Source organism: Vibrio sp. 10N.222.52.B7 (assembly GCF_041474275.1).
Lineage (GTDB): Bacteria > Pseudomonadota > Gammaproteobacteria > Enterobacterales > Vibrionaceae > Vibrio > Vibrio crassostreae_C.
Genome location: NZ_JBFRTU010000021.1, coordinates 117,295 through 141,035, shown reverse-complemented (window position 1 = coordinate 141,035; position 23,741 = coordinate 117,295). Strand labels below are relative to the sequence as shown.

Below are 23,741 nucleotides of genomic sequence, written 5' to 3'. Positions count from 1 at the left end.
ATTGGGGGTCAGTTCATTATGAGTGGCTTTGTACTTAATATTTCAAGTTCAGAGGAGGTAATTTCAAAAAGCCCAGATAGGGTTCTGCATTAACCGAAAGATGCCCAGATAACCGTTGCTACCAAAATTGGGCACACAAACTTCACATACATTGGCCAAACCTTACCAAACCAACCAAGTTGAAAATCAGGACTGCCTTGTTCAAGCTCTTTCACTTTTGAAGCTCGGCTCCATACCCAACCACCAAACACACAGAACATCAGTGCAGCGACTGGTTGAAGATACTGAGTTGCAATCATCGCTACCATGCCAAACATCGCAGCAAAGTTGTAAACAATCACCACACTAAACAGCGCGATAGCACCACCAATCACCCAGCTTGTTGGCGTTCGTCTAGTATTGAAACGCTCACTCACTAGCGCAACCGGGCCTTCAAGCATCGAAATCGAAGAAGTCAGTGCAGCAATCGTTAGTAGTAAAAAGAACACAATCGCAAAGATCTGTCCAAGCACACCTAAACTATCAAACATCAACGGCAAAACCGTGAATACTAGAGTGTCAGAGCTTAATAGTGAGCCGTCTTCAGCGTAGATTTGAACGCCTTTTTGCATCGCAACAAACATTGCTGGCATCACCACTAATCCAGCAATAAAAGCGACAGCAGTATCCACCAGAGTTACGTTCATCGCCATTTTTGGTAGGTTCTCTTTCTTGCTTAAGTAAGAGCCATAAACCAACATCGAGCAACCGCCAATAGTGAGTGAGAAGAACCCCTGTCCCATTGCCGCCAGAATCAGTTTTCTATCCCACACTTTCTCAAAGTCTGGAATAAGGTAATGTTTTAGGCCTTCCATCGCGCCAGATTGCGTCATGATGTAAACAAACAATAAGCCAAATAAAACAAACAGCGCAGGCATCAAACGAGTCGACCATTTCTCGATGCCTTGCTTAACACCGCCCTGCACAATCAAGATAGTCAGTACATAGAACGCGACGGTACCAAATACGTTGCGCTCAACACTGAAGCCCTTAAACCAATCAGCAATCGCTTCTAGGCCGATAAGATCCGCGACCGCACCAATTAGGAAACAGATCAACCAGCCACCAACAATACTGTAAAACGCCAACACTGCGCTTGGTACACTCAGTCCAACCCAACCGACAAACTCACCGACTTTCTTACCCAAAGGGTTTGTCGTCAAAGATCGCATGCTATCAACTGGGTTTGCTTGGCCGTGACGGCCTATAGCCATCTCAACCACCAACATAGGGAAAGCAACCACGAAGATCATGATCAAATAGACTAAAAGGAAAGCGCCACCACCGTTGCTAGCAACTTGAGTCGGGAAACCCCAAATATTACCCAAGCCAACCGCTGCACCAGCCGCTGCTAAAATAAAACCTAAACGAGAGCTAAAGTGCTCTCTTGAAGAGGAAGATTGTTGGTCCATATCGCCCGCATTAAAAATCAGTGAACTAGTTGAGAAGTACAGTAATAAAAAGCAATGATAGGCACAACCAATAAATGAACAATTCTCTGATTTTTACAATCAATGCGCTATTTAGAACAACAAAATTAACAAAAAACCAGTCTTATCGTTCAATTATAAGCAACAAAGCGAAGCAGTAGGCTTAAGAAGGAAATGGATTGAATTGAGATAAATACTCGCCGTGTGGTTCCATTTATACAAACAAAAAGAGCACCGACCGGTGCTCTTACTATTCATCACTAGACTCGAATTAAATTGTGAAGACTTGGTAATCTTTTAAGTTCGGAATGATTTCATGCAGTTCTTGCTCTTGTTCTGCCATCTCATCAAGTGAATCACAGAAATCATTCGCTTCCTCCTGTACTTGTTGAGAGTGTTCTTTCATTCGCTCTTCAACTTTCAGCTTTAATTCAGCCATACTGTCAGCCAGTTCAGTCAGGTTTAGGCCACCGTCTTGTTTCATTTTTTCTGACATCGCATTAAAAGCGCTAGAGATAAATTCTTGGTTAAAGATTTCTTTCGCCTTCTCGAAATCTTCAGACCAGCCATTGGCCATCGAATCAAAGCTTTCTGCAGGCAACACTAATTCGCCATCTTTGTAATAACGCGCTTCCAGTTCTGCAAAGTAGGTTTTCATTGATTCTTTTACATTATCAAATGACTCAGGTGAATCCAGGCTAGCCGCGATATCATCAATCACGTCATTGGCTAACGCTAAGCTATCGTTGGCCATTTGTTTCGCTCGAGGTAAGTACTCACTCATGTTTTCGCGATATTTCTCAATCGCCGCTTGTTGGTCGGCATCAAGCTCAACCTTCTCACCATGAATATAGAGGTCGTTGTTATCATCAAAAACGGCCGTATCACCATTCACTTGATGGATTTCGACTTTTTGGTCATCAATTCGTAGTTCATTCTTCAAATCAACTCGACACTGAGCAGCAAACGTTGGCAAGCTCACAACAGCGATAACCGCTGTTAGTGATGCAATTAATACATTGTTTTTCATAACATCCTCTCATCAATCTGACAGATTACTATACCCTTGGTATATGCTCCTTTGTCAGAGAAACGTTTTATATCTATTAGTCAGTTAGTTAGTCGATAGAGATAACTTCGTAGCAAAACTGTTTATCTGCGACCTTAAACTCAATCTCATCACCAACTTCTTTACCCATTAGAGCCTGGCCAAAAGGTGCATTTGCCGTCACGATGGCAATCTCATTCTCATTCCACGTGACAGAAAGTCCGCCGACTCTCGGCCCCATAAAAAAGTGTTTATATTGATCATGCTCGTCAATGACCACAACGTAACTGCTCACCGTAACCTTCTCACTATCACGCAACACTAAGTTACGATAACACTGAATATCGTCTTCACACTCTTGTACCCTCACCGCTTGACCATGGGCGAGATACGAAGCTTCTAATGCCAATGTATCGTACTTATGTTCAGGCACTGTCTCTTCATCTGTCGCAGCATCAATAGCGCGTTGAGTAGCAGATTGTGCGATACGTAATCGGGATTCAAGTTGCTCTATGATTATTTGGCGAAGCTCAGACTTATTCATACTATTGGGGTGCTTTTCTATAGGAGCTACAGAATAGAATTAGGTACAATCAGGTGCAAGACATTTGATTCATCAAGCGACGCTATCATGAATGGGCGCCCGCTTTAGCATCAATACGACACTTAATAACTCAGGTAGAACATAAATGATTGAGCAGAAGCTAAAACAAGTATTCGGATTCGACTCACTGCGCAATGGGCAAAAGCAAGTCATTGATAACGTTCTATCTGGTCACTCGACTGCCGCGATATTCCCGACAGGCTCAGGTAAATCGCTGTGCTATCAATTACCAGCATTAGAGTTACCGCACTTAACCTTGGTGATATCGCCACTGTTAGCCTTGATGAAAGACCAACTCGCTTTCCTGCACAGTAAAGGCATTAGCGCAGCGGCAATCGAATCAAGCCAAGACCGACAAACCACACAACAGGTTATGCAGTCAGTGCGTAACGGTGACACCAAGATCCTCATGATCTCCGTCGAGCGCTTGAAGAACGAACGCTTTCGTCAGTTTATCTCCCAAGTGTCGATCTCACTGCTTGTGGTCGATGAAGCGCACTGTATTTCAGAATGGGGACACAACTTCAGACCCGACTACCTGAAGCTTCCTCAATACCAAAAACAGCTCAATATTCCTCAGGTTCTACTACTGACAGCCACTGCGACTACAGCGGTTATCCAAGATATGAAGTCAAAGTTTGAAATTGATGAGGAGCGCGTTGTGGTTACGGGTTTCTATCGTCAAAATCTCGATCTGTCGATTCAACCTTGTGAACAAACCAGTAAGCTAGAAACCTTGTGCAATGTGGTTAACCAAGCTTCTCTCGCTCCGACTATTGTTTATGTCACCCTTCAACAAACGGCAGAGATGGTGGCTCAGCAGCTTCGCAATGCTGGCGTTAATGCAGTGGCTTACCATGCGGGTCTTAAGCCTGAAAATAGAGATGCTATTCAACACCAATTCATGAATGATGACGTGAGCTGTATCGTCGCAACTATCGCGTTTGGTATGGGCGTGGATAAGTCCAACATTCGCCGAGTGATTCACTTTGACTTACCAAAATCGATCGAAAACTACTCACAAGAGATCGGCAGAGCTGGTCGAGATGGGCAAGCGTCTGAATGTGTTTTACTGGCTAACAAACACGGTTTAAGTACACTCGAGAACTTCGTTTTTGGTGATACGCCAGACAACATATCGATCCAAGCGGTATTAAAAGAGATCTACGAAAATCAAAACATTGGCGCTTCTGGCTCGAATCAATGGGAGATCATGCTTAATCAACTATCACGTGAATCCAACATTCGTCAGTTACCGCTAAAAACACTACTGGTGTATCTCGAAATTGAAGGTGTGATTGAGCCCAAGTACAGCTACTTCGCAGACTACAAATTTAAGTTCATTCGTCCGAAACAGCAGATCACAGAGCAATTTCAAAGTGAACGTCGTCAATTTGTCGAAGCGATTTTCCAATGCTCTCCTCAAGCAAGAGTGTGGTGCCAAGTCGACTTCGATGCGCTTTGGACACACTTCCAAGCCGATCGTCAGCGTGTGATTGCGGCTATCGACTACTTCAATGAACAAGGTTGGATTGAACTAGAAAGCAAGCAGATCACCGATGTCTACGCGATCCACAATACTTCTGAAGATATGATGCAACTGTCAGAGCGTCTAACTGAGTTGTTTAAAGCAAAAGAAAACAGCGAGATAAACCGCCTTAACCAAATGCTGAATTTCTTTGAGGCGGATACTTGCCTAAGCTCACGCCTTGCGAGTTATTTTGCCGATGATAAAGCACCAACAAACTGCGGTCACTGCTCTGTATGTCGAGGAGAAGTGGCAATCTTACCAACCGTTGATGTTGAACCTATCGATGATGAGACGGTGATGACATGGATACATGAGTTTATTTCGGCTAGCCAACAACTGATTACCGACGAGGCAATTACTCGCTTCTTATGTGGAATCGCCACCCCGCTTTCAACCAAACTCAAAGCCAGTAAAATGGTCGGTTACGGCAAGCTAGAGCAGCAACCGTTCAGTGATACCTTAGCGCGAGTAAAACAACTTCCTAGGTAATTCTTACTTATAAAAAACCGACTAGGCTATGAAGCGTAGTCGGTATTCATCTCACTCATTATCTTTAAAAGAAGCTCAACTGACGCATTTGGTCTTTAGGTTGCAGCATTACGCTTAAACCAAGCAGGCGTATTTCTCGCCCCTGTTGTCTTTTCAGTATTTCACTAAGCAGCTCTTTGAAGTGTTCACGATCGAGAGAGGCATGGATGTGCTCAATCGTGGTTTGTTGAAAGTCGGCGAACTTGAGCTTAATGCCCTGCTTGATGATCGCTTTGCTTGGGCTAGCCTTTTCTAAGCGAGTCTCGAGTTCAGGAAATAGCTTATCTTCGATTACCTGCCAACATTCTGCGTAGCTTGAAATGTTTTGGGTAAAGGTGCGCTCTACACCTACCGATTTTCGCTCGCGCTCGATGATAACTTCTCGATCATCAATGCCATGACTGCGCTTCCAGAGTGATGCACCTTGACGGCCAAACTTGAGTAGCAGGTCTCGATAGTCAGACTCTTTGATATCCTTACAAGTAAAGAAACCCGCTTGGTGCAGCTTTTCTATGCTCACTTTGCCGACACCGGGAATCTTTTCAAGTGGTAGCTCATCGATCACTGATTGCACGTCTTGTGGAGGGATAACAAACTGACCATTGGGCTTATTCAGATCTGAGGCCACTTTCGCCAAGAATTTAATCGGTGCAATTCCTGCAGAAGCTGTCAGGTTCAGTTCGTTCCAAATATCACGGCGAATAGACTCGGCAATAAGTGTTGCTGAACCGTGACACCGCTTAGAATCGGTGACATCAAGGAAAGCTTCATCCAAGGAAAGTGGTTCAATGATTGATGTGTATCGAGAGAAGATTTCACGGATCTTTTTAGATATCTCGACATAGACCGACATTCTTCCCGGCACAACCAATAGATTAGGACAAAGCTGTAGGGCCTTTCCGGTAGGCATTGCAGAGCGAACACCAAACTTGCGGGCTTCATAATTACAGGTGCTCAAAACGCCGCGTTGCTTTTCATGCCCACCAACAGCTAACGGGCGATTTCGGTAAGCAGGGTTATCACGCATTTCTACAGCCGCGTAAAAACAATCCATATCGACATGGATTATTTTTCTGACTTTCTCTTGGTCCGAACTGCACATTTGGAAATAACTCAACCTTACAACTGTATCTATGAACAGTATAATCAATTATTCTCAGATTTAAAATGATCTGGAGTCCAGCTAAAGAGGTTTCTCTTCAATAGCCATGAGCTCTTCTGATACTATTGTTAACGAGTATTTAGTCTATAAGTAGGGATCGCTTGTGAGTGAAAAAATACTAGTAGTGGAAGATAGCCGAGCATTTCGCAACTACCTGTACCAACAGCTGAAAAATAGCGGTTATGAGGTAGCAGTTGCTGAATCGATTGCAGAAGCAAAAAACATCTTGGAACAAGAGACGGATTTCTTGTGTGCCGTATTAGATTACTGCTTACCTGACGGGCAAGACGGTGAGATCATTGATCTCGTCTTAGGCTATCAACAGAAAATCATTGTCCTGACCGGGATGTTCGACAATCAACTGCGAGAGCAAGTCCTAGCCAAAGGCGTTATCGATTACATACTTAAAGACAGTATGTCATCAGTAAGCTACCTACTTCCCCTGGTTCAAAGAATTTCGAATAATCGCCATCACAAAGCATTGGTTGTCGATGATTCAGCGGTCGTTCGCCGTTACATAGCTCAACTTCTAGAACACCAATATATCCAAACTATCCAAGCCGAAGATGGCGAACAAGCATTAAAGCTCCTTCATAACGATCCCGATATTACGTTCGTTGTTACAGACCATGATATGCCGAAGAAAGACGGTATAGCGATGATCCGTGAGATACGACGCGATCACGACAGAAACCAGTTGGCTATTCTAGGGTTATCAGGCAGCGATGATCGCACCATGACAGCTCGATTCCTTAAAGCGGGGGCTAACGACTTCCTTTACAAGCCTTTTAACCAAGAAGAATTTTTTTGCCGTATCCATCAACTGCTTGATATGAAAGAAGCGGCCAACGAGCTATTTCGACATGCCAACGAGGATGCTCTTACTGGCTTATGGAACCGTCGTTACCTGTTCAATCAAACATGTAAAGGTTGTGAGCAGCGCAGTATAGCCATGATGGATATCGACTTCTTCAAGAAAGTGAACGACACCTACGGTCACGATGGTGGTGATGCAGTCCTCGTGGAAGTCGGCAAGATCATCAAAGACCATTTTAAAGATGATGTTGCTGTACGCTTCGGTGGCGAAGAATTTTGTATTCAGTCGTGTGGTTCGTTTGAGAGCTTTGTTGACAACTTAGAGTCCATGAGAGAAGCCATTGAAAGCCATGTTGTTGAGCATGACTCTCAAAGAATCAAGGTCAGTATCAGTATCGGCGTAACCGATTTAGACGCGAAGCTAGATGAGCAGATCAAAGCCGCTGATGAGCTTCTTTATACGGCAAAAGAGCAAGGTAGAAACCAACTAGTGTTTGCGCGTAACAGCATGCAAATCGAACAATAGTCATTCGCCTCTGTTTCCATTTTTGGTATACCAAGATTAATTGCTAGACCTCAAAACTAAAAAAGCTCAAGACGATAATCTTGAGCTTTTCAATTTGAGGGCATAGATAGCTCTATCCCCTATGACTGTCACCAATTAAGCGATACGGTCTTTACTCCAAGCCGCTTCTTTTTGTTGACGCTCAGCCAGCTTCTCTTCACGGTAAGCTTCACGTGCTTCACGCTTCTTACGCGCGTCACAAGGTTCAGGGCAGTTACATACTTTATCAATACCAACAGCACCCAAACCGCCACAGCTACCTTTCACAACTTTCTTTTGGATAATGTAGCCAATTGACATCGCTGCGATTACTGCAAGAAAAACACCAAATGTAATCAGAAATGTATTCATAATTATCTCGCTTACCTTATTTACCTAAGTATGGCTTAAATGCTTCAGAAGCAATTTCTTTAAAGCCATCTGCTGTTTTTACCACCATGAACACTGGGATGTTATGTTGGTTTGCGACTTCCATTCCTTTTTCCTCACCTAAGACCATAAGGCCCGTAGATAAGCCGTCTGCAGTCATTGAAGACGGGTTTAAAACAGTCACAGAAACCACTTTATGGTGAAGAGGCTTTCCTGTTTCAGGGTTGATGATGTGTGAGTAACGAACACCATCACGTTCAAAATAGTTACGGTAATCACCAGAGGTTGCGATAGCCATATCACCCGGCTCGATGATCTCTTGGATATTACGCTCATCAACGCTTGGTTTCTCAATCGCGATACGCCAGCCCACGTTCTCACGGTTTAAACCTTTCAGACGAATTTCGCCACCGACTTCAACCATGTAGTTGTGAATACCGATAGAATCAAGGTAGTCAGCGACGACGTCAACACCCCAACCTTTTGCAATCGTGGATAGATCGACATACAGGTTAGGTAGGTCTTTCTTCAACATGTTGCCTTCAACACTAAGATGATGGATACCAATCTTAGCCTTGCGAGCCGCCAGCTCTTCATCTGATGGCACAACTTCAGGACGAGCTTCAGGACCAAAACCCCATAAGTTAACTAACGGACCAACCGTTACATCCAGAGCTCCTTCAGTAAGACCGTTCAAACGAATCGCTTCTTTCACAACCGTCGCTGTTTGCTCAGATACTTCGAACGCATCCGCACCTTTATGCTGGTTGAAACGGCTTAATTCGGAATCTTCACGGTAAGTCGACATCTGGTCGTTTACTTCTTCAAGTAGACGATCGATCTCTGTATGAACTTCATTAGACTCAGGAAATTCATCACCATTGATGTATTTAATATTGTAACTCGTGCCCATCGTTGGGCCACTCAAATGCACTTGCTCTCTTGACTGCTCACAGCCCGCAAGAAAAATCAAAGAAGTTAATGCAACAAGCCAAATTCTCACTTGCTTACTCCTGTCTAATGTTGAGGATTTATATAAGGAAAAATAAGAGTAAAAAATAGGTATTTTGAATGCCTTACTCTTTCTTATATAAGCCAGTATGTTGTCAAAAGCTGTCTTAGAAAAACAAATGGCTGACTCGTAGGAGTCAGCCATAATATCAATCACTTAAGTGGATTAACCACCGAAGTCATCTAGTAGGATGTTTTCATCTTCTACACCAAGATCTTTCAGCATGCCGATAACAGCAGCGTTCATCATCGGTGGACCACACATGTAGTACTCACAATCTTCAGGAGCTTCGTGATCCTTCAGGTAGTTTTCGTACAGTACGTTGTGGATGAAACCAGTGTAACCGTCCCAGTTGTCCTCTGGTTGAGGATCAGACAGTGCACAGTGCCACACGAAGTTTTCGTTTGCAGCCGCTAGGCCATCGAAATCTTCAATGTAGAACATCTCACGCTTAGAACGCGCGCCATACCAGTAAGACATCTTACGAGTAGACTTAAGACGCTTAAGTTGGTCGAAGATATGAGAACGCATAGGCGCCATACCTGCACCACCACCGATGAATACCATTTCATTGTCTGTGTCTTTAGCAAAGAACTCACCAAATGGACCAGAAATAGTACATTTGTCGCCTTCTTTAAGAGACCAGATGTATGAAGACATAACACCAGGAGCTACGTCAGGGTTGTTTGGCGGCGGAGTTGCGATACGCACGTTAAGCTTGATGATGCCTTTCTCTTCTGGGTATGAAGCCATAGAGTAAGCACGGATCGAATGCTCTTTAACGATAGACTCATAACGGAACAAGTTGAACTTATCCCAGTCACCACGGTATTCCTCAGGAATATCGTAATCTGCGTATTTCACGTGATGTGGTTCAGCTTCAATCTGAATGTAACCACCCGCGCGGAACGGAACTTCTTCACCTTCAGGGATCGCTAGAGCAAGTTCTTTGATGAAAGTAGCTTCGTTGTTATTCGAGATAACAGTACATTCCCACTTTTTAACACCAAAGATATCTTCGTCTAGTTCAATCTCCATGTCAGTTTTCATAGCAACTTGACATGCAAGACGTTCGCCTTCGCGAGCTTCACCTTTTGTGATGTGATCAAGTTCAGTTGGAAGGATGTCGCCACCACCAGACTTAACTTTTACACGACACTGACCACAAGAGCCACCGCCACCACAAGCAGAAGATACGAAGATACCAGCGCCAGCCAGGGCACCAAGTAGCTTGCTACCAGGTTGAGTAACGATCGCCTTTTCAGGGTCGCCGTTTACTGAAATAGTGATGTCACCTGATGGTACTAACTTAGACTTAGCGAAAAGAATCACTAGTACTAGAGCCAGTACAATAATGGTAAACATCGCTACGCCAAGAATAATACTAAACATTTGTTATTCCTTATTACTGGGTGCTTACCCTACAGTTGAACACCAGAGAAAGACATAAAGCCTAACGCCATCAGACCAACAGTAATGAACGTGATACCAAGGCCACGAAGACCTGGAGGTACGTCAGAGTACTTCATCTTCTCACGGATACCCGCAAGAGCAACGATAGCTAACATCCAACCCACACCAGAACCGAAGCCGTAAACAACAGATTCAGCAAAGTTGTAGTCACGAGTTACCATGAAAGATACACCACCAAAGATTGCACAGTTAACTGTGATCAGTGGAAGGAAGATACCTAGTGCGTTGTACAAAGGTGGGAAGAAACGGTCTAGAACCATCTCTAGGATTTGTACAAGTGCCGCGATAACACCGATGAATGCGATGAAGTTAAGGAAACTTAAATCGACACCTTCAACAAGCGCGTTTTCTTTCAGGATGTGTGTGTAAACAAGGTTGTTTACAGGAACAGCGATTGTAAGTACTACAACTACCGCAACACCAAGACCAAAAGAAGTTTTAACTTTCTTAGATACCGCTAGGAATGTACACATACCTAGGAAGAAAGAAAGCGCCATGTTTTCGATGAAAATCGATTTAACTAGCAGACTAATATAATGTTCCATGACTACCTTACCCCTTCGCTTCTACTTGTTCTGGTTTGAACACACGAATTGCCCAAATCAAGAAACCAATTAGGAAGAATGCAGAAGGTGCTAGAAGCATCAAGCCGTTTGGCTGATACCAACCACCGTTGCTCACTAGAGGTAGTACTTCCATACCAAATAGTTTGCCAGAGCCTAGAAGCTCACGGAAGAAACCAACAGTGATAAGAACGAAACCGTAACCAAGACCGTTACCAAGACCATCGATTAGAGATGGGATTGGCGCAGACTTCATTGCGAATGCTTCAGCACGACCCATTACAATACAGTTAGTAATGATTAGGCCTACGAATACAGATAGCTGCTTAGAGATATCGTATAGGTATGCTTTAAGCACTTGGTCTACCACGATTACTAGTGATGCGATAATTGCCATCTGAACGATGATACGCACACTGTTAGGAATGTGGTTACGGATCAAAGAAACGAAGAAGTTAGACAGAGCAGTAACGAACATTACCGCGATAGTCATAACAAATGCTGTTTCTAGCTTAGTGGTTACCGCAAGAGCAGAACACACACCAAGAACCTGTAGCGCAATTGGGTTGTTGTCCAACACCGGCGCTAAGATGCTCTTTTTAATTTCTTTTGCACTAGACATTAGTTCAGACCTCCGTCACGAACTTTTGCTAGGAACGGACCAAAGCCCATATCACCTAACCAGAAGTCAAATGTATGTTGAACACCAACGCTAGTCAGTGTTGCACCAGAAAGGCCATCTACACCGTGCTCAGAACCTTGAGGAGCGCCACCTTTAACAACCTGGATAGCAGGTTTGTGGTTTTCGTCGAATAATTTCTTACCAACGAATTGAGCGCGCCAAGTTGGGTTCTCAACTTCACCACCAAGTCCAGGAGTTTCACCTTGCTCGTAGTAAGTGATACCAGAAACTGTGTTGCCATCAGTTTCTACCGCAACGAATGCGTACATCATTGACCATAGACCGTTACCGTGAACAGGGATGATAACTTTAGAAGTTTCAGCGCCATCTTTCACTAGGTATACCGTACCCGTGTTAGCACGACGAATGATCTTAGCGATGTCATCTTCAGCTGAAAGCTTGATTGACTGAGCCGGATCTTTTGCCGCTTTACGTTGGTCGTATGCAGCAGCGTCGCCGTCAACGAAATCGCCAGTAGCGAAATCAACTAGACGAGGTTCGATGTTCTCTGCGTACAGTGCTGGGATATTACCCGCAAGTTCAATGCCCGCAACTTCAAGGATCTTAGTTTGCTGATCCAGAACTGCGTTAGCTTGTTGCTTAGGTTTAAGAACAACTGCAGCTGTTGAAACGATGATTGAGCACACTAGGCTCAATGCGATAACAACAAACAGCGTCTTTTTAATGCTATCGTTATTACTTGCCATAGCGCGCTAGTCTCCGCTTAATGTTCTTCTCGATTACAACGTGGTCAAACAGAGGAGCAAATAGGTTTGCGAATAGAATCGCAAGCATCATGCCTTCTGGGTATGCAGGGTTAACTACACGAATCATTACACACATTGCGCCGATTAGGATGCCGTACCACCACTTACCTTTATTGGTAAATGAAGCTGATACTGGGTCAGTCGCCATGAAGAACATACCGAACGCGAAGCCACCTAAAACTAGGTGCCAATGCCAAGGCATGCTGAACATCGCATTAGTGTCAGAACCAATCACGTTAAATAGTGTTGATACTGCAACCATACCGATCATTACACCCGCAATGATGCGCCATGACGCAATGCCCATGTAAACAATCATTGCTGCACCAATCATAAGTGCAAGCGTTGAAACTTCACCGATAGAACCTGGAATGTTACCAATGAATGCGTCCATCCAAGTGATTGCTTCACCTGATGTTACGTTCATTAGTGCACTACCGCCGCCTTGAGCCCATTGGCTAAGCGCTGTTGCACCAGAGAAGCCATCTGCAGCAGTCCAAACTACGTCACCTGAAATCTGTGCAGGGTATGCAAAGAACAGGAACGCACGACCAGCAAGAGCAGGGTTCAAGAAGTTACGACCCGTACCACCGAAGATCTCTTTCGCAACAACAACACCAAAGGTAATACCTAGTGCTGCTTGCCATAGAGGAAGCGTTGGCGGAACGATAAGCGCAAATAAGATAGAAGTAACAAAGAAACCTTCGTTGACTTCGTGCTTACGCACCATACAGAACAGTACTTCCCAGAAACCACCAACGATAAATACCGTTGCGTAGATAGGTAAGAAGTAAGTCGCACCCAAGAGCATCTTACTGCCCCAACCTGCATCGGCCCCTAAGGAGGCTCCAAGCATTTCGGTTAGCCAGTAGTGCCAGTTACCATCAATGATAGAAACTAGTTCTGCACCTGAATACATGTGGTTTAGTGCTGCGATAGCCTGACCACCTGCGTTGTACATACCCCAGAACATTGCTGGGAATACCGCAAGCCAAACCATGATCATGATACGTTTTAAGTCAACGCTATCACGGACATGCGAGCTTTTCTTTGTAACAGTACCTGGTGTGTAGAAAAGTGTTGCTGCTGCTTCGTAAAGCGCAAACCACGTTTCGTGTTTACCACCTGGTTCAAAATGATGCTCGATGTCTTCAATAAACTTTTTAAGGCCCATGAAAATTACCCTTCCTTCACAATTGTATCTAGGCATTCACGAAGTAACTGACCGTACTCGTACTTACCAGGACATACAAAGGTACACAGTGCTAAATCTTCTTCATCTAGCTCTAGCGCACCAAGTGCTTGTGCACTATCAACGTCACCAGCGCATAGATCGCGAAGCAGCAAAGTAGGCTCCATATCTAATGGCATTACTTTCTCGTAGTTACCAATTGGAACCATAGAGCGATCACTACCGTTCGTTGTCGTTGTCATATTGAACAACTGACCTTTAAACACGTGACCAAGGAATGAACGAGTAACAGAGAACTTGTTCTTACCAGGCATAGCCCAGCCGAATAGCTCTTTATCACGACCTTCACGAAGAACCGAAACTTGTTGATGGTAACGGCCAAGGTAAGCATGTGGACCTGAAGCGTGAACACCAGATAGCACTGAACCTGAGATCAGGCGAACTTCACCTGGCATCAACTCGCTGTCCGTCAACTCTTCAAGGCTAGCACCAATTTGAGTACGAACTAGACGAGGGTTGTTAACTACTGGACCAGCCAGAGAAACAACACGCTCAGAGTAAATCTCACCAGTAAGGAACAACTTACCGAATGCGATAACGTCTTGGTAGTTAATGCTCCACGCTACATTTTGTGCATTTACCGGGTATAGGTAATGCATATGCGTGCCTGCAAGACCTGCAGGGTGTGGGCCATCAAAAACATGTTCTTCAACGTTAGACTGAGCTGAACGAGGTAAGCTAGTACCTTTTTTACAAACGTACACTTTACCGTTAGTCAGAGTTGAAAGAAGATCTAAACCAGCAACGAAAGCATCAGACTGCTCGTTAATGATTAATTCTGGCTCAGCTGCTAGCGGATTAGTATCCATAGCAGTAACGAAAATAGCCTGAGTTTCAGAATCAACTGCTGGAACCTTGCTGAACGGACGAGTTCGCAAAGCGGTCCATGCGCCAGACTCAACTAACTGAGCTTTAACCGTTTCACGGTCAAGACTTGCTAGTTGGTTAGCTTCATAGCTATTGAACGTGATTTGCTCATTGCCTGCTACTTCAATCACTACTGATTGAAGAACACGCTTAGCACCACGGTTCACTTCAATAACTTTACCGCTTGCTGGAGAAGTAAATACAACACCTGGGTTCTTTTTATCTGCAAAAAGAACTTGGCCTTTCTTCACTTCATCACCAACGCGAGCATGCATCGTAGGACGCATACCAACGTACTCTTCGCCAAGCAAGGCGACTTTAGTGATGGACTTACCATCATTAATCACCTGGGATGGAGTTCCTGCGATAGGAAGATCCAAACCCTTCTTTATTGTAATCATACGCACTTGCACTACTTTATCGGGAAAAAGATTCTTTTAATTGCGTAAATTCAGGACGTTTTAAAATCGCCCTTAGACACGACATTACAGTGTCCGGTTTTGGTAAATTTGAGATACCAAAATCGCAACATTACATTAATAAACTCATCACAAATATTATGTGAGATTTATCAGGTGCGATATTCTAGCATTTTTTGACAACTTGATGCCATGACCAATAACTTGAATACCGCGTTTATTTGGTGAGATTTGAAGCATATGGACTCTCAAATATGTATAAATTTGACGAGCCGCACAGATAAAATGGCTTTTGAAACGTGTTTTAAACAAGAGATTAATACTCTGTCACAAACTAATATTTTACTAGTTATGTTGAAACACTGTTAATAAAAACATTACTCATTGTAGGTATTTGAGCTCGTTCAATTTGACATCAGTTTGGGTGATATAAGAACGAAAAATACATACGTTTGACGACAAAAAAGCGCCATGGCGCTTTTCTCTGTATATAGGCCTTCTTACTTTCCGCCACCCATACACATTGGACTGTCTGGCACGCTATCTAGCTGCTTCATCCATTCATCTTTTGTATAAGTGTGAATAGACAGTGCGTGGATATTATTGGCTAACTCTTCTGAAAGTGCCTTATTTACCGCTCGATGACGAGCAATAAGACGCAAACCTTCAAACACATCGCTGACAACAATCACTTTGAAATGACTCTCAGAACCAGCCGGAACATTGTGCATATAGCTCTCATTGACCACGTTTAAATGACTTGGTGAAAACTCATTGTGCAATTTTGTTTCGATAACTTCTTGGATCATTGTGATTCCTTAATAACGTATTGGCATTATCCGTGGGATGAGTATAAACCCTAAGCGGTCGACTGTCTGAGTATTTGATAGCGAATGGCGTAGGTTTAGTTGAGTTTTTTCTATCTTGTTCAGCCTGCATTTGAGACAATATCTTTGTTATTTCTTACATAAGTATCTCAAGCAATGAAAACCGAACTTACCCTTCACGATAGAACTTTAACCTTACATCGTTTCCCGAAACGTTCAAATGAAACCCTTCAAGCTTGGGATGCGGGCGACGAATACCTGATCAGTCATGTTGAAGAGATGAACCTCGAACCTGGCAAACACATCCTGATCATGAACGACAGCTTCGGTGCCCTATCCGCTTGGTTCTCGAAAGATCATGATGTCACTATGATGAGCGACTCATTTATCTCTCACCGTGGTGCCCTGAAAAACTTGCAGCGCAATCAAAGTAACCGAGTGAACTTCTTGAACACGATGGATGATATCCCACACGGTATCGATCTTGTGATCATGCAGCTGCCAAAAACAAATCGTCACCTAATCTGGCAATTGAGTCAGCTACGCCAAGCATTGCCTGAAGGCTGCCAAGTGATCGGCGTCAACAAGGTAAAAGAGATTCACACCTCTACGCTTAACCTGTTCGAAAAATACCTAGGCGAAACCAAAACATCACTAGCGAAGAAAAAACACCGCTTAGTCTTCTCATCTCCAAACTGCCAGCCAATTCAAACGGTAGAGCCTTTTGTTGAATGGGATGTAGACGGTGAAGATATCCGCCTGAAAAATTTACCAAATGTTTACTCAGGGGAAGCACTCGATCAAGGCGCTCGCTATATGCTAGAGCACATCCCTCAAGATCCTGAGCTACGTCATATCATCGATCTTGGTTGTGGCAACGGTGTATTGAGTGTAAAAGCAGGGCAATTGAACCCACAAGCCCGTATCACCTGTGTGGATGAAAGCTTTATGGCGGTGGAATCGGCGCGCCAAAACGTCAAAGATAACCTTGGTGAAGAAGGCAACTTCCAGTTCATCGCCAACAACTGTTTAGATGGCTTCAAGAAAAACAGCACCTACTTAGTGATGTGTAATCCTCCATTCCATCAGCAACAAGCAATTACGGATCACATTGCGTGGCAAATGTTCTGTGATGCAAAGCATGTTCTAAGCAATGGAGGCAAATTAATTGTTATTGGCAACCGACACCTCGGATACGATGTCAAACTAGCAAGACTATTTGGTGAAGCTAACGTTGAAACGCTTGAACTAAACCAAAAATTTGAGATATTACAAGCAACAAGAGAACCTGCGAATTTTAATAAATAAGCAGAAACGACTTCACAAGAATTTAAGATACCGAGCTTCTGGTGTGAATTTAGAAAGGATAAAGGAATGAAAAAACTGATTTTGGCTGCTTCTATTATGGCTTTGACAGCATGTTCAGCCCCTCAGCAAGAACAGATCAATGTAATGCCAGAAGCTTCACTAAGCTCAAGCAACCTTGTACAAGGCAAAACATACACACTAACCAGTAAAGATGTTCGTGCCGCTCAATATGTTGCATTGGTTGATAGTGGCCGTTCAAACATTCAGCCAATTCACGCTAAGCAAAACATGCGTATCTCTCTAGAAAATGCTGTTGCACAGCAGTTAGAGTCTCAAGGTTTTCGTGCGAGCGTAAACAGTGAAAACTCGATTGTTTTAGAGATTCAAGAAGCACTCGTTACCGTAGAACACACCATTATGGAAAACAAAATGGACGGTAAAGTAACGCTTGAAGTTACGGCTGAAACGCCTGAAGGCAAACTAGTGAAAACATTCAACGGTACTGCAACGCGCACTGGTGCCTTGAGTGCGTCAAATGACGACATCTCTATGGTTCTTAATGACGTGATTAACTTGGTTCTTACGGAAATCGCTAACGACCAAGAGCTACAAACTTACATGAAGGAACGTTTCTAATGGGTCGTATTTTATCTTCTATCGCATTAATGCTAGTGAGCGTAAGCGTTTGGGCTGGTCCTAAAGTAAACGTGGAAACAACATTAGGCGACTTCACTATTGAGCTTAACCAAGAACAAGCACCGGTTAGCGCGGAGAACTTCCTAAAATACGTGGCAGACGGCAGCTACGAAGGCACTATCTTCCACCGTGTTATTCCTGGCTTTATGGCGCAAGGTGGCGGCTTCGATCAAGAGATGAATCAACAAGCAACTTACGCTCCTATCAAGAATGAAGGCAGCAATGGCTTGAACAACGATACAGCAACAATCGCTATGGCTCGTACTAATGCGCCAGATTCTGCAACTCGTCAGTTCTTCATTAACTTCTCTGATAATGATTTCTTGAACGCAAAAGGTGGCAACCCAGGCTACGCTGTATTCGGCAAAGTAACTGAAGGTTTTGATGTTGTTCAAAAGATGGCAACGATTCCAACCAAGCGAATGGGCCGCATGTCAGACATCCCAGTCGACCCAATCGTCATCACTAAAGTGACCCTTCTTAAGTAATCCAATGTAACGCCCTTATTTCTTAAGGGCGTTTTTCTATACAAGGACGCCCTATGTCATCAGGCACTCCCTCTCTTTCTTGGATGCAGACTTTTCGCAGCTACCTAGATAAACGTCTACTTTGGGTGTTTATGCTCGGCTGTTCGAGTGGCTTCCCATGGGTTCTTATTGGATCCAACATGTCTGGCTGGCTAAAAGATGCAGGTTTAACGCGTGCTGCCATTGGCTACTTTGGTAGTGTGTTTGCCGTGTATGCGATTAACTTTTTATGGGCACCATTGGTAGACCGAGTAAAACTGCCGGTGCTTCACGCAATACTCGGCCAGCGCCGCAGTTGGATCTTTTTCTGCCAAACCATTGTTTTAATCGGCACCTTATTCATCGCAGGCGTCAATCCCGCAGAGAATTTGGCGTTTACCTCAATGTTGGCGCTCGCTATTGCCATTGCCTCAGCCACGCAAGACATCGCGATTGATGCATTTCGTATTGATACCTTCCCAAAATCCGAAGCATCAAAACTGCCGCAAGCTTCCGCAATGGCCGTAATTGGGTGGTGGACGGGGTATTCTCTACCAGGCTACCTTGCCTTTATTAATGCAGACTCAATCGGTTGGAATGGCGTGTATTACGGAATGGCAGGCGTCGTTGTCGTACTAATGCTGTTTACTCTTTTTGTCGGAGAGCCAAATACACAACGCGAAGCCCTGCAAGAACAGGCTCAGCAACGCCACAATAAGGTTGTCGGTTCGAAAGTCGTGGCTTGGTTCAGTGTTACCGTGTTAGAACCGTTTTATGACTTCTTCAAACGAAACGGAGTTCAAGTTGCCATCACCCTACTGCTGTTCGTATTCCTATTTAAGATAGGTGAAGCCTTCCTAGGTCGCATGTCGATCACCTTCTATAAAGAGATAGGTTTCAGTAACGAACAGATCGGCCACTATTCGAAGTTAATTGGTTGGGGCGCAACCATATTCTTCACTTTGGTAGGCAGCGTCTTCAATGTAAAATTCGGTATTGTACGCGGACTGATGATCGGCGGTGTGGCAATGGCGGCCAGTAATCTAATGTTTGCGTGGATCGCTCACACTGGCCCGAGTGAAACCTTGTTCTTGTCAACCATCATTGTCGATAACTTTACAACTGCGTTTTCAACCGTAGCGTTTGTCTCTTTCTTAACACTATTAACCGGGCAGGCCTTCTCTGCAACCCAATATGCATTACTCGCATCCTTGGGTAACTTCGGTCGAACAACACTGGCTTCATTTAGTGGTGAATTGGTCGATTACCTCAATGATTGGTCAACCTTCTTTATACTGACCGCACTTATGGTGATTCCAAGTTTGATCATGCTCTATTCGTTACGCCACTTTTTCACGGATTTACTAGAAAAAGCTAAAACCAACCACGAATAAGAGAAAAAGAAGACAGAATAGAAAGAGGGTAGCTTCACGCTACCCTCTTTTACTTTGTCACTACTGATCTAGTAAACGCTAGTCTGTTGTATCACTCACAATAAGGTTGAAGCCTGTGCCAGCCGAATCGTCGATCGCCACAACTTGATACACCACGCCATCAGCCAAGGTCGCCTGTGCTGAATTAACAGCGATTGTTGATGGGTCACCTGCAACGGTAATCGTTACATAATAAGTTCCCGCTGCAACATAAATGCCATTCGCATAATCTTTGAATTTCACATCACTTAGCGCCGGAGTGCTACCAGAGATCCCCGCCTTTTCTGTTAAGTAGATATCCACCGATGCCGCAATTGGATTAGCAGCGGCGTGGGTAATGTTTAACACCGCACTGGTCGCAACCGGACGACGGTTTTCAGGAATAACCAATGGTTCCAAACTCATTGGAGTTACCGTCCCTACTGCATAGATGCTGTAATCCATACCAGCAAATACCGCGACTCCATCTGCATCAATCAGTGCATTGGTTGTAGTGCCATCAGCAAAGATGTCAATGTCATAACTTCCTGCGGCTAAATCGATAAAACCGCGGATCTCTTTAAACATCAAATCAGCAAGAGGTGCAAATGCAGCTCCGTTGACAAAAACATCTACATCTGGGGCGCCATCAACGAGATGACCGACTCTTACTTCTGCAGTTTCTGCCATGTCGTAGATTAAAGATGAGCCCGAACCGTCCATTACCATCAATTTTACTGGGGAAGCGCTATTGGAGTCAGCTCTTGGCACCGCCGCAATAGTTAGCTCGCTACCGCCAGACAGAGTGATTTCTCCAGAGTCAAAAGCAATAGCATTGCCGCTCACGGTTTCTAATCTCACTCGGTATTGCCCTGCTGGAATATTGAGTACGTCAGTAAAATCTTTATAGCCCAGCGTACCAAGCGGAGCGCCCAATGGATCACTCGGCCCTGTCACATATAGGTTTACATCGCCGACCCCTGTTGCCGCGTGTACTACTTGCACATCTAGACTTGAACTTGTCGCCGTTCCCGCAGCAGGTCGTGTAACAACCAAAGCCTCAACCGGGTTATTGGAACCGTCAGCATCACCGACCACCATCACGGTGTAATCTAATTCACCGCTTAAATCGAATTGGCTTGGCGAAATAACAGTAGCAACAGCGTCACCTGGGAGTTGAACATCGACTTGAAGAGTTGTCTGTCCTTGATCTACTGAGGCGTATCCGGATGCCTGAGCATAATCGACACCGCTCCAACGAGCCTGGCTATTGACTAAAACGTTAGCTAAAGGCGCATCTGGCGATGCATGTACAGCTTGTAGTTGAGTTGTTGGTTCATCGTCATCATCACACCCAACAATGAAAAGGGCTGATATCGCTACAGCGAGTATAGGTGAATATTTCATCGGTCTTCTCTCCAAAAAAGTTAGACCAGTTCGTCACACAAATGATTAGTCCAATAACTAATCTTTAAAAAGTATTTCAAAATCTAGTGCAGTGAACTGTCTTTAATTCTCCGTGATTCAAAAAGTAGCTAGGTTCAAATCCCTAGGCAGTCATCACATGAGTTGTCCATCAATTGATTCCAACTCCACTACGCTGTTGGTCAAAAATAGATCAAAGACGAGATTAAGAGGTGGTTTGAATGAGTCATTTTTTAAGAGAAAACGCTTAGAAAAGAATACTGTTGATTTTGATATGCATATCACTCTATTTAGTATAATCGTTTGCTTAGAGCATCAATTCACCAATTTATCTACAAAATAATCTAATTTCACAAAATCAATAGAATTAGAGGTGCATCAAGATGCATTGCCACCTTAAAGTTCCATCATTTAGATCATTAGTGTGATCCACTTCAAATTAATAATTGTAGTTTTCACTCTGTCTCACTTTTATTTGAGAACAAAATCGCTATTATGCTCGGCATTCGGACATCATAAACACGCACGGATTAGCGGGTTATTCATTTTTAACATAGAGAGTTCCATTATGCGTAAATCACTTTTAACTCTTGGCCTACTTGCAGCAACTTCTGCTCCAGTAATGGCAGCGGATTATTCTGACGGCGACATCCACAAAAACGATTACAAGTGGATGCAGTTCAACCTTATGGGTGCGTTCAACGAGAAGCCTGGTAACTCTAGCCATGATTACATGGAAATGGAATTTGGCGGTCGTTCAGGAATCTTCGACCTATATGGCTATGTTGATGTATTTAACCTACTTTCGGATCCAGGTAGCGATAAAGCAGATAGCGAAGCAAAAATGTTTATGAAATTTGCTCCTCGTATGTCTCTTGATGGGTTGACAGGCAAAGACCTTTCATTTGGTCCAGTACAAGAGCTTTACGTTGCCTCTGAAATTACTTGGGACGGAGTTAACACAACTGACACTACTTTTGGTGTTAACCAGCAAAAAGTTGGTCTAGGTTCTGACGTAATGGTTCCTTGGTTAGGTAAAATTGGCCTAAACCTTTACGGTAACTACGATTCAAACGTTAAAGACTGGAACGGCTACCAAGTTTCTGCAAACTGGTTCAAACCATTCTACTTCTTCGAAAATGGTTCATTCATCTCTTACCAAGGTTACATCGATTGGCAATTTGGTATGAAAGATGAATACAGTGCAGAAAGCAGTGGCGGCGCTATGTATAACGGTATCTACTGGCACTCAGATCGTTACGCTGTAGGTTACGGTCTAAAAGCATACGAAACTGTTTACGGCTTAGAAGATGGCGGTTTCGCCGGTCGTACTTCAGGCGTAGGTCACTACGTAGCAGTAACTTACAAGTTCTAATAGAACTTCTAAGAAAGTTTCCAAAATGGCACCCTCGGGTGCCATTTTTTATTGCTTTCATTTAATGCCTCGCTATCCTTGCAGCATCACTTTCTTATCTCGGTATTACTGTGAACATCACTATTGTTGGACCAGGAGCTATCGGCTCTTTATGGGCGATTAAATTGCTTCAAGCTGGTCATAATGTCTCGTTGTGGAGTCGCTCCCCTGAAACCTCAATTGACCTAACACTTGATGAGCAAACTTCACTTTCCTTCAGTAATAACAATATCGAAAAGCTATCAACGAGTGACTTAGTGATCTTCACAGTCAAAGCTTGGCAAGTAGAAGAAGCCACTACTCCGTTACTTCAATACCTCGACTCTGACACCATTCTCATGTTCATGCATAACGGAATGGGTGCGGTCGATAACATTGCTACTAAAATTGATGATCACCCGATAGTATTGGCGACCACGACTCAAGCCGCATTCAAACCCAGCCGTAATCATGTATCTCATACAGGGTTAGGCCACACCCAATTGGGTGCTTTTAACCAAGTCGGTCAGCAATGCACGTTTTTAGTTGATGTCCTCAACCATGCCCTGCCAGAGGTAAGCTGGAACCCTGAAATAAAAACTGCGCTTTGGACTAAGCTCGCGATTAACTGTGCCATAAATCCACTCACTGGGCTCAAGCAGATTAAGAATGGCGAACTTGCTGATCACCAATTTGAGGGGGTGTTGCGTTCGATAGTTCAAGAACTGACAGAAGTGATGCAAGCAGAAGGGATCGCTTGTTCATTCGACGGATTAGAAGCAAGTGTCAAGCAGATCATCCAAGCCACGGCGCAGAACAACTCATCCATGAAGCAGGATATGTTTTACCAACGCAAGACAGAGATCGACTTCATCACTGGGCACCTAATAAAAACAGCGCTTAAGCATCAGATAAAAGTTCCCGTTAACCAAAAGCTGTTCGATCAGGTCAAAGAGCAAGAAAATAGCTGGAATCATCAAGATTAGTCAGCAACGGTTAACAAGTCGCGATAAAATAACAATACCGCTAAGCACAACGCTAGCACCA

At 43.9% G+C, this 23,741-nt stretch carries 22 protein-coding genes; 8 read left to right on the top strand and 14 right to left on the bottom strand.

Annotated features, from left to right (window positions below):
• Nucleotides 1-89 precede the first annotated feature (89 nt).
• From AB4512_RS08540 to AB4512_RS08530, 3 genes are all read right to left on the bottom strand, one after another.
• Nucleotides 90-1,451, bottom strand: coding sequence for a sodium-dependent transporter (locus AB4512_RS08540; protein WP_017059919.1), 1,362 nt, complete (start codon nucleotides 1,449-1,451; stop codon nucleotides 90-92).
• Nucleotides 1,452-1,740: 289 nt separating this feature from the next.
• Entirely contained in the window at nucleotides 1,741-2,499 is a 759-nt protein-coding gene (locus AB4512_RS08535) for a YggN family protein (protein WP_372174755.1), read from the bottom strand.
• 88 nt (nucleotides 2,500-2,587) lie between these two features.
• Complete coding sequence (locus tag AB4512_RS08530; protein WP_017059917.1) at nucleotides 2,588-3,061, bottom strand: GreA/GreB family elongation factor; 474 nt, start codon at nucleotides 3,059-3,061, stop codon at nucleotides 2,588-2,590.
• A 145-nt stretch (nucleotides 3,062-3,206) separates the two neighbouring features.
• On the opposite strand from AB4512_RS08530, the gene AB4512_RS08525 reads away from it, so the two are divergent.
• Nucleotides 3,207-5,141, top strand: coding sequence for an ATP-dependent DNA helicase RecQ (locus AB4512_RS08525; RefSeq protein ID WP_372174754.1), 1,935 nt, complete (start codon nucleotides 3,207-3,209; stop codon nucleotides 5,139-5,141).
• 64 nt (nucleotides 5,142-5,205) lie between these two features.
• Here AB4512_RS08525 and dinB read toward each other — a convergent pair whose 3' ends face one another.
• On the bottom strand, nucleotides 5,206-6,282 hold the full coding sequence (gene dinB, locus AB4512_RS08520) for a DNA polymerase IV (RefSeq protein WP_029235195.1): 1,077 nt from the start codon (nucleotides 6,280-6,282) through the stop codon (nucleotides 5,206-5,208).
• A gap of 163 nt (nucleotides 6,283-6,445) precedes the next feature.
• Between dinB and AB4512_RS08515 the strand changes: the two genes are divergently transcribed.
• Nucleotides 6,446-7,684 (top strand): response regulator, encoded by a 1,239-nt coding sequence (locus AB4512_RS08515; protein ID WP_017071276.1) that lies wholly within the window; start codon nucleotides 6,446-6,448, stop codon nucleotides 7,682-7,684.
• 135 nt (nucleotides 7,685-7,819) lie between these two features.
• On the opposite strand, the gene nqrM is transcribed toward AB4512_RS08515, so the two are convergent.
• The 9 genes from nqrM to bolA form a co-directional block, all read right to left on the bottom strand.
• The gene (gene nqrM / locus AB4512_RS08510; RefSeq protein WP_009848378.1) at nucleotides 7,820-8,074 is read right to left on the bottom strand and encodes a (Na+)-NQR maturation NqrM; all 255 of its coding nucleotides are present in this window, start codon (nucleotides 8,072-8,074) and stop codon (nucleotides 7,820-7,822) included.
• Between the two features lie 16 nt (nucleotides 8,075-8,090).
• Nucleotides 8,091-9,095, bottom strand: a complete 1,005-nt coding sequence (locus tag AB4512_RS08505) for an FAD:protein FMN transferase (protein ID WP_017059913.1) — start codon at nucleotides 9,093-9,095, stop codon at nucleotides 8,091-8,093.
• Between the two features lie 174 nt (nucleotides 9,096-9,269).
• Nucleotides 9,270-10,496: an NADH:ubiquinone reductase (Na(+)-transporting) subunit F gene (nqrF, locus tag AB4512_RS08500; RefSeq protein WP_017059912.1), complete on the bottom strand. Its 1,227-nt coding sequence runs from the start codon at nucleotides 10,494-10,496 to the stop codon at nucleotides 9,270-9,272.
• Nucleotides 10,497-10,525: 29 nt separating this feature from the next.
• Entirely contained in the window at nucleotides 10,526-11,122 is a 597-nt protein-coding gene (gene nqrE, locus AB4512_RS08495) for an NADH:ubiquinone reductase (Na(+)-transporting) subunit E (RefSeq protein ID WP_009848375.1), read from the bottom strand.
• Nucleotides 11,123-11,129: 7 nt separating this feature from the next.
• A complete protein-coding gene (locus tag AB4512_RS08490; RefSeq protein WP_008223083.1) occupies nucleotides 11,130-11,762 on the bottom strand; it encodes an NADH:ubiquinone reductase (Na(+)-transporting) subunit D in 633 nt (210 codons plus the stop codon).
• The gene (locus AB4512_RS08485; protein ID WP_004735209.1) at nucleotides 11,762-12,529 is read right to left on the bottom strand and encodes a Na(+)-translocating NADH-quinone reductase subunit C; all 768 of its coding nucleotides are present in this window, start codon (nucleotides 12,527-12,529) and stop codon (nucleotides 11,762-11,764) included. Before AB4512_RS08485 ends, AB4512_RS08490 begins: the two co-directional genes overlap by 1 nt.
• Nucleotides 12,519-13,763: an NADH:ubiquinone reductase (Na(+)-transporting) subunit B gene (locus AB4512_RS08480; protein WP_004735208.1), complete on the bottom strand. Its 1,245-nt coding sequence runs from the start codon at nucleotides 13,761-13,763 to the stop codon at nucleotides 12,519-12,521. The genes AB4512_RS08485 and AB4512_RS08480 overlap by 11 nt, the downstream gene beginning before the upstream one ends.
• Before the next feature lie 5 nt (nucleotides 13,764-13,768).
• The gene (locus tag AB4512_RS08475; RefSeq protein WP_032545690.1) at nucleotides 13,769-15,109 is read right to left on the bottom strand and encodes a Na(+)-translocating NADH-quinone reductase subunit A; all 1,341 of its coding nucleotides are present in this window, start codon (nucleotides 15,107-15,109) and stop codon (nucleotides 13,769-13,771) included.
• Nucleotides 15,110-15,627: 518 nt separating this feature from the next.
• Entirely contained in the window at nucleotides 15,628-15,936 is a 309-nt protein-coding gene (gene bolA, locus AB4512_RS08470; RefSeq protein ID WP_017059909.1) for a transcriptional regulator BolA, read from the bottom strand.
• Between the two features lie 174 nt (nucleotides 15,937-16,110).
• On the opposite strand from bolA, the gene AB4512_RS08465 reads away from it, so the two are divergent.
• The 4 genes from AB4512_RS08465 (at nucleotide 16,111) to AB4512_RS08450 (ending at nucleotide 19,858) form a co-directional block, all read left to right on the top strand.
• The gene (locus tag AB4512_RS08465) at nucleotides 16,111-17,262 is read left to right on the top strand and encodes a methyltransferase (RefSeq protein WP_017068516.1); all 1,152 of its coding nucleotides are present in this window, start codon (nucleotides 16,111-16,113) and stop codon (nucleotides 17,260-17,262) included.
• 66 nt (nucleotides 17,263-17,328) lie between these two features.
• A complete protein-coding gene (locus tag AB4512_RS08460; RefSeq protein WP_017059907.1) occupies nucleotides 17,329-17,898 on the top strand; it encodes a YajG family lipoprotein in 570 nt (189 codons plus the stop codon).
• A complete protein-coding gene (locus tag AB4512_RS08455) occupies nucleotides 17,898-18,446 on the top strand; it encodes a peptidylprolyl isomerase (RefSeq protein ID WP_372174753.1) in 549 nt (182 codons plus the stop codon). Before AB4512_RS08460 ends, AB4512_RS08455 begins: the two co-directional genes overlap by 1 nt.
• Nucleotides 18,447-18,499: 53 nt before the next feature.
• Nucleotides 18,500-19,858 carry an AmpG family muropeptide MFS transporter gene (locus AB4512_RS08450; protein WP_372174752.1) on the top strand — a complete coding sequence of 453 codons (1,359 nt, stop codon included), beginning with the start codon at nucleotides 18,500-18,502 and terminating at the stop codon, nucleotides 19,856-19,858.
• Between the two features lie 78 nt (nucleotides 19,859-19,936).
• Here AB4512_RS08450 and AB4512_RS08445 read toward each other — a convergent pair whose 3' ends face one another.
• Nucleotides 19,937-21,283, bottom strand: coding sequence for a DUF4397 domain-containing protein (locus AB4512_RS08445; protein WP_372174751.1), 1,347 nt, complete (start codon nucleotides 21,281-21,283; stop codon nucleotides 19,937-19,939).
• A gap of 586 nt (nucleotides 21,284-21,869) precedes the next feature.
• Here AB4512_RS08445 and AB4512_RS08440 point away from each other — a divergent pair.
• Nucleotides 21,870-22,676, top strand: a complete 807-nt coding sequence (locus AB4512_RS08440) for an outer membrane protein OmpK (protein WP_102394087.1) — start codon at nucleotides 21,870-21,872, stop codon at nucleotides 22,674-22,676.
• 110 nt (nucleotides 22,677-22,786) lie between these two features.
• Nucleotides 22,787-23,680 (top strand): 2-dehydropantoate 2-reductase, encoded by an 894-nt coding sequence (gene panE / locus AB4512_RS08435; protein WP_372174750.1) that lies wholly within the window; start codon nucleotides 22,787-22,789, stop codon nucleotides 23,678-23,680.
• The last annotated feature ends 61 nt before the right edge of the window (nucleotides 23,681-23,741 follow it).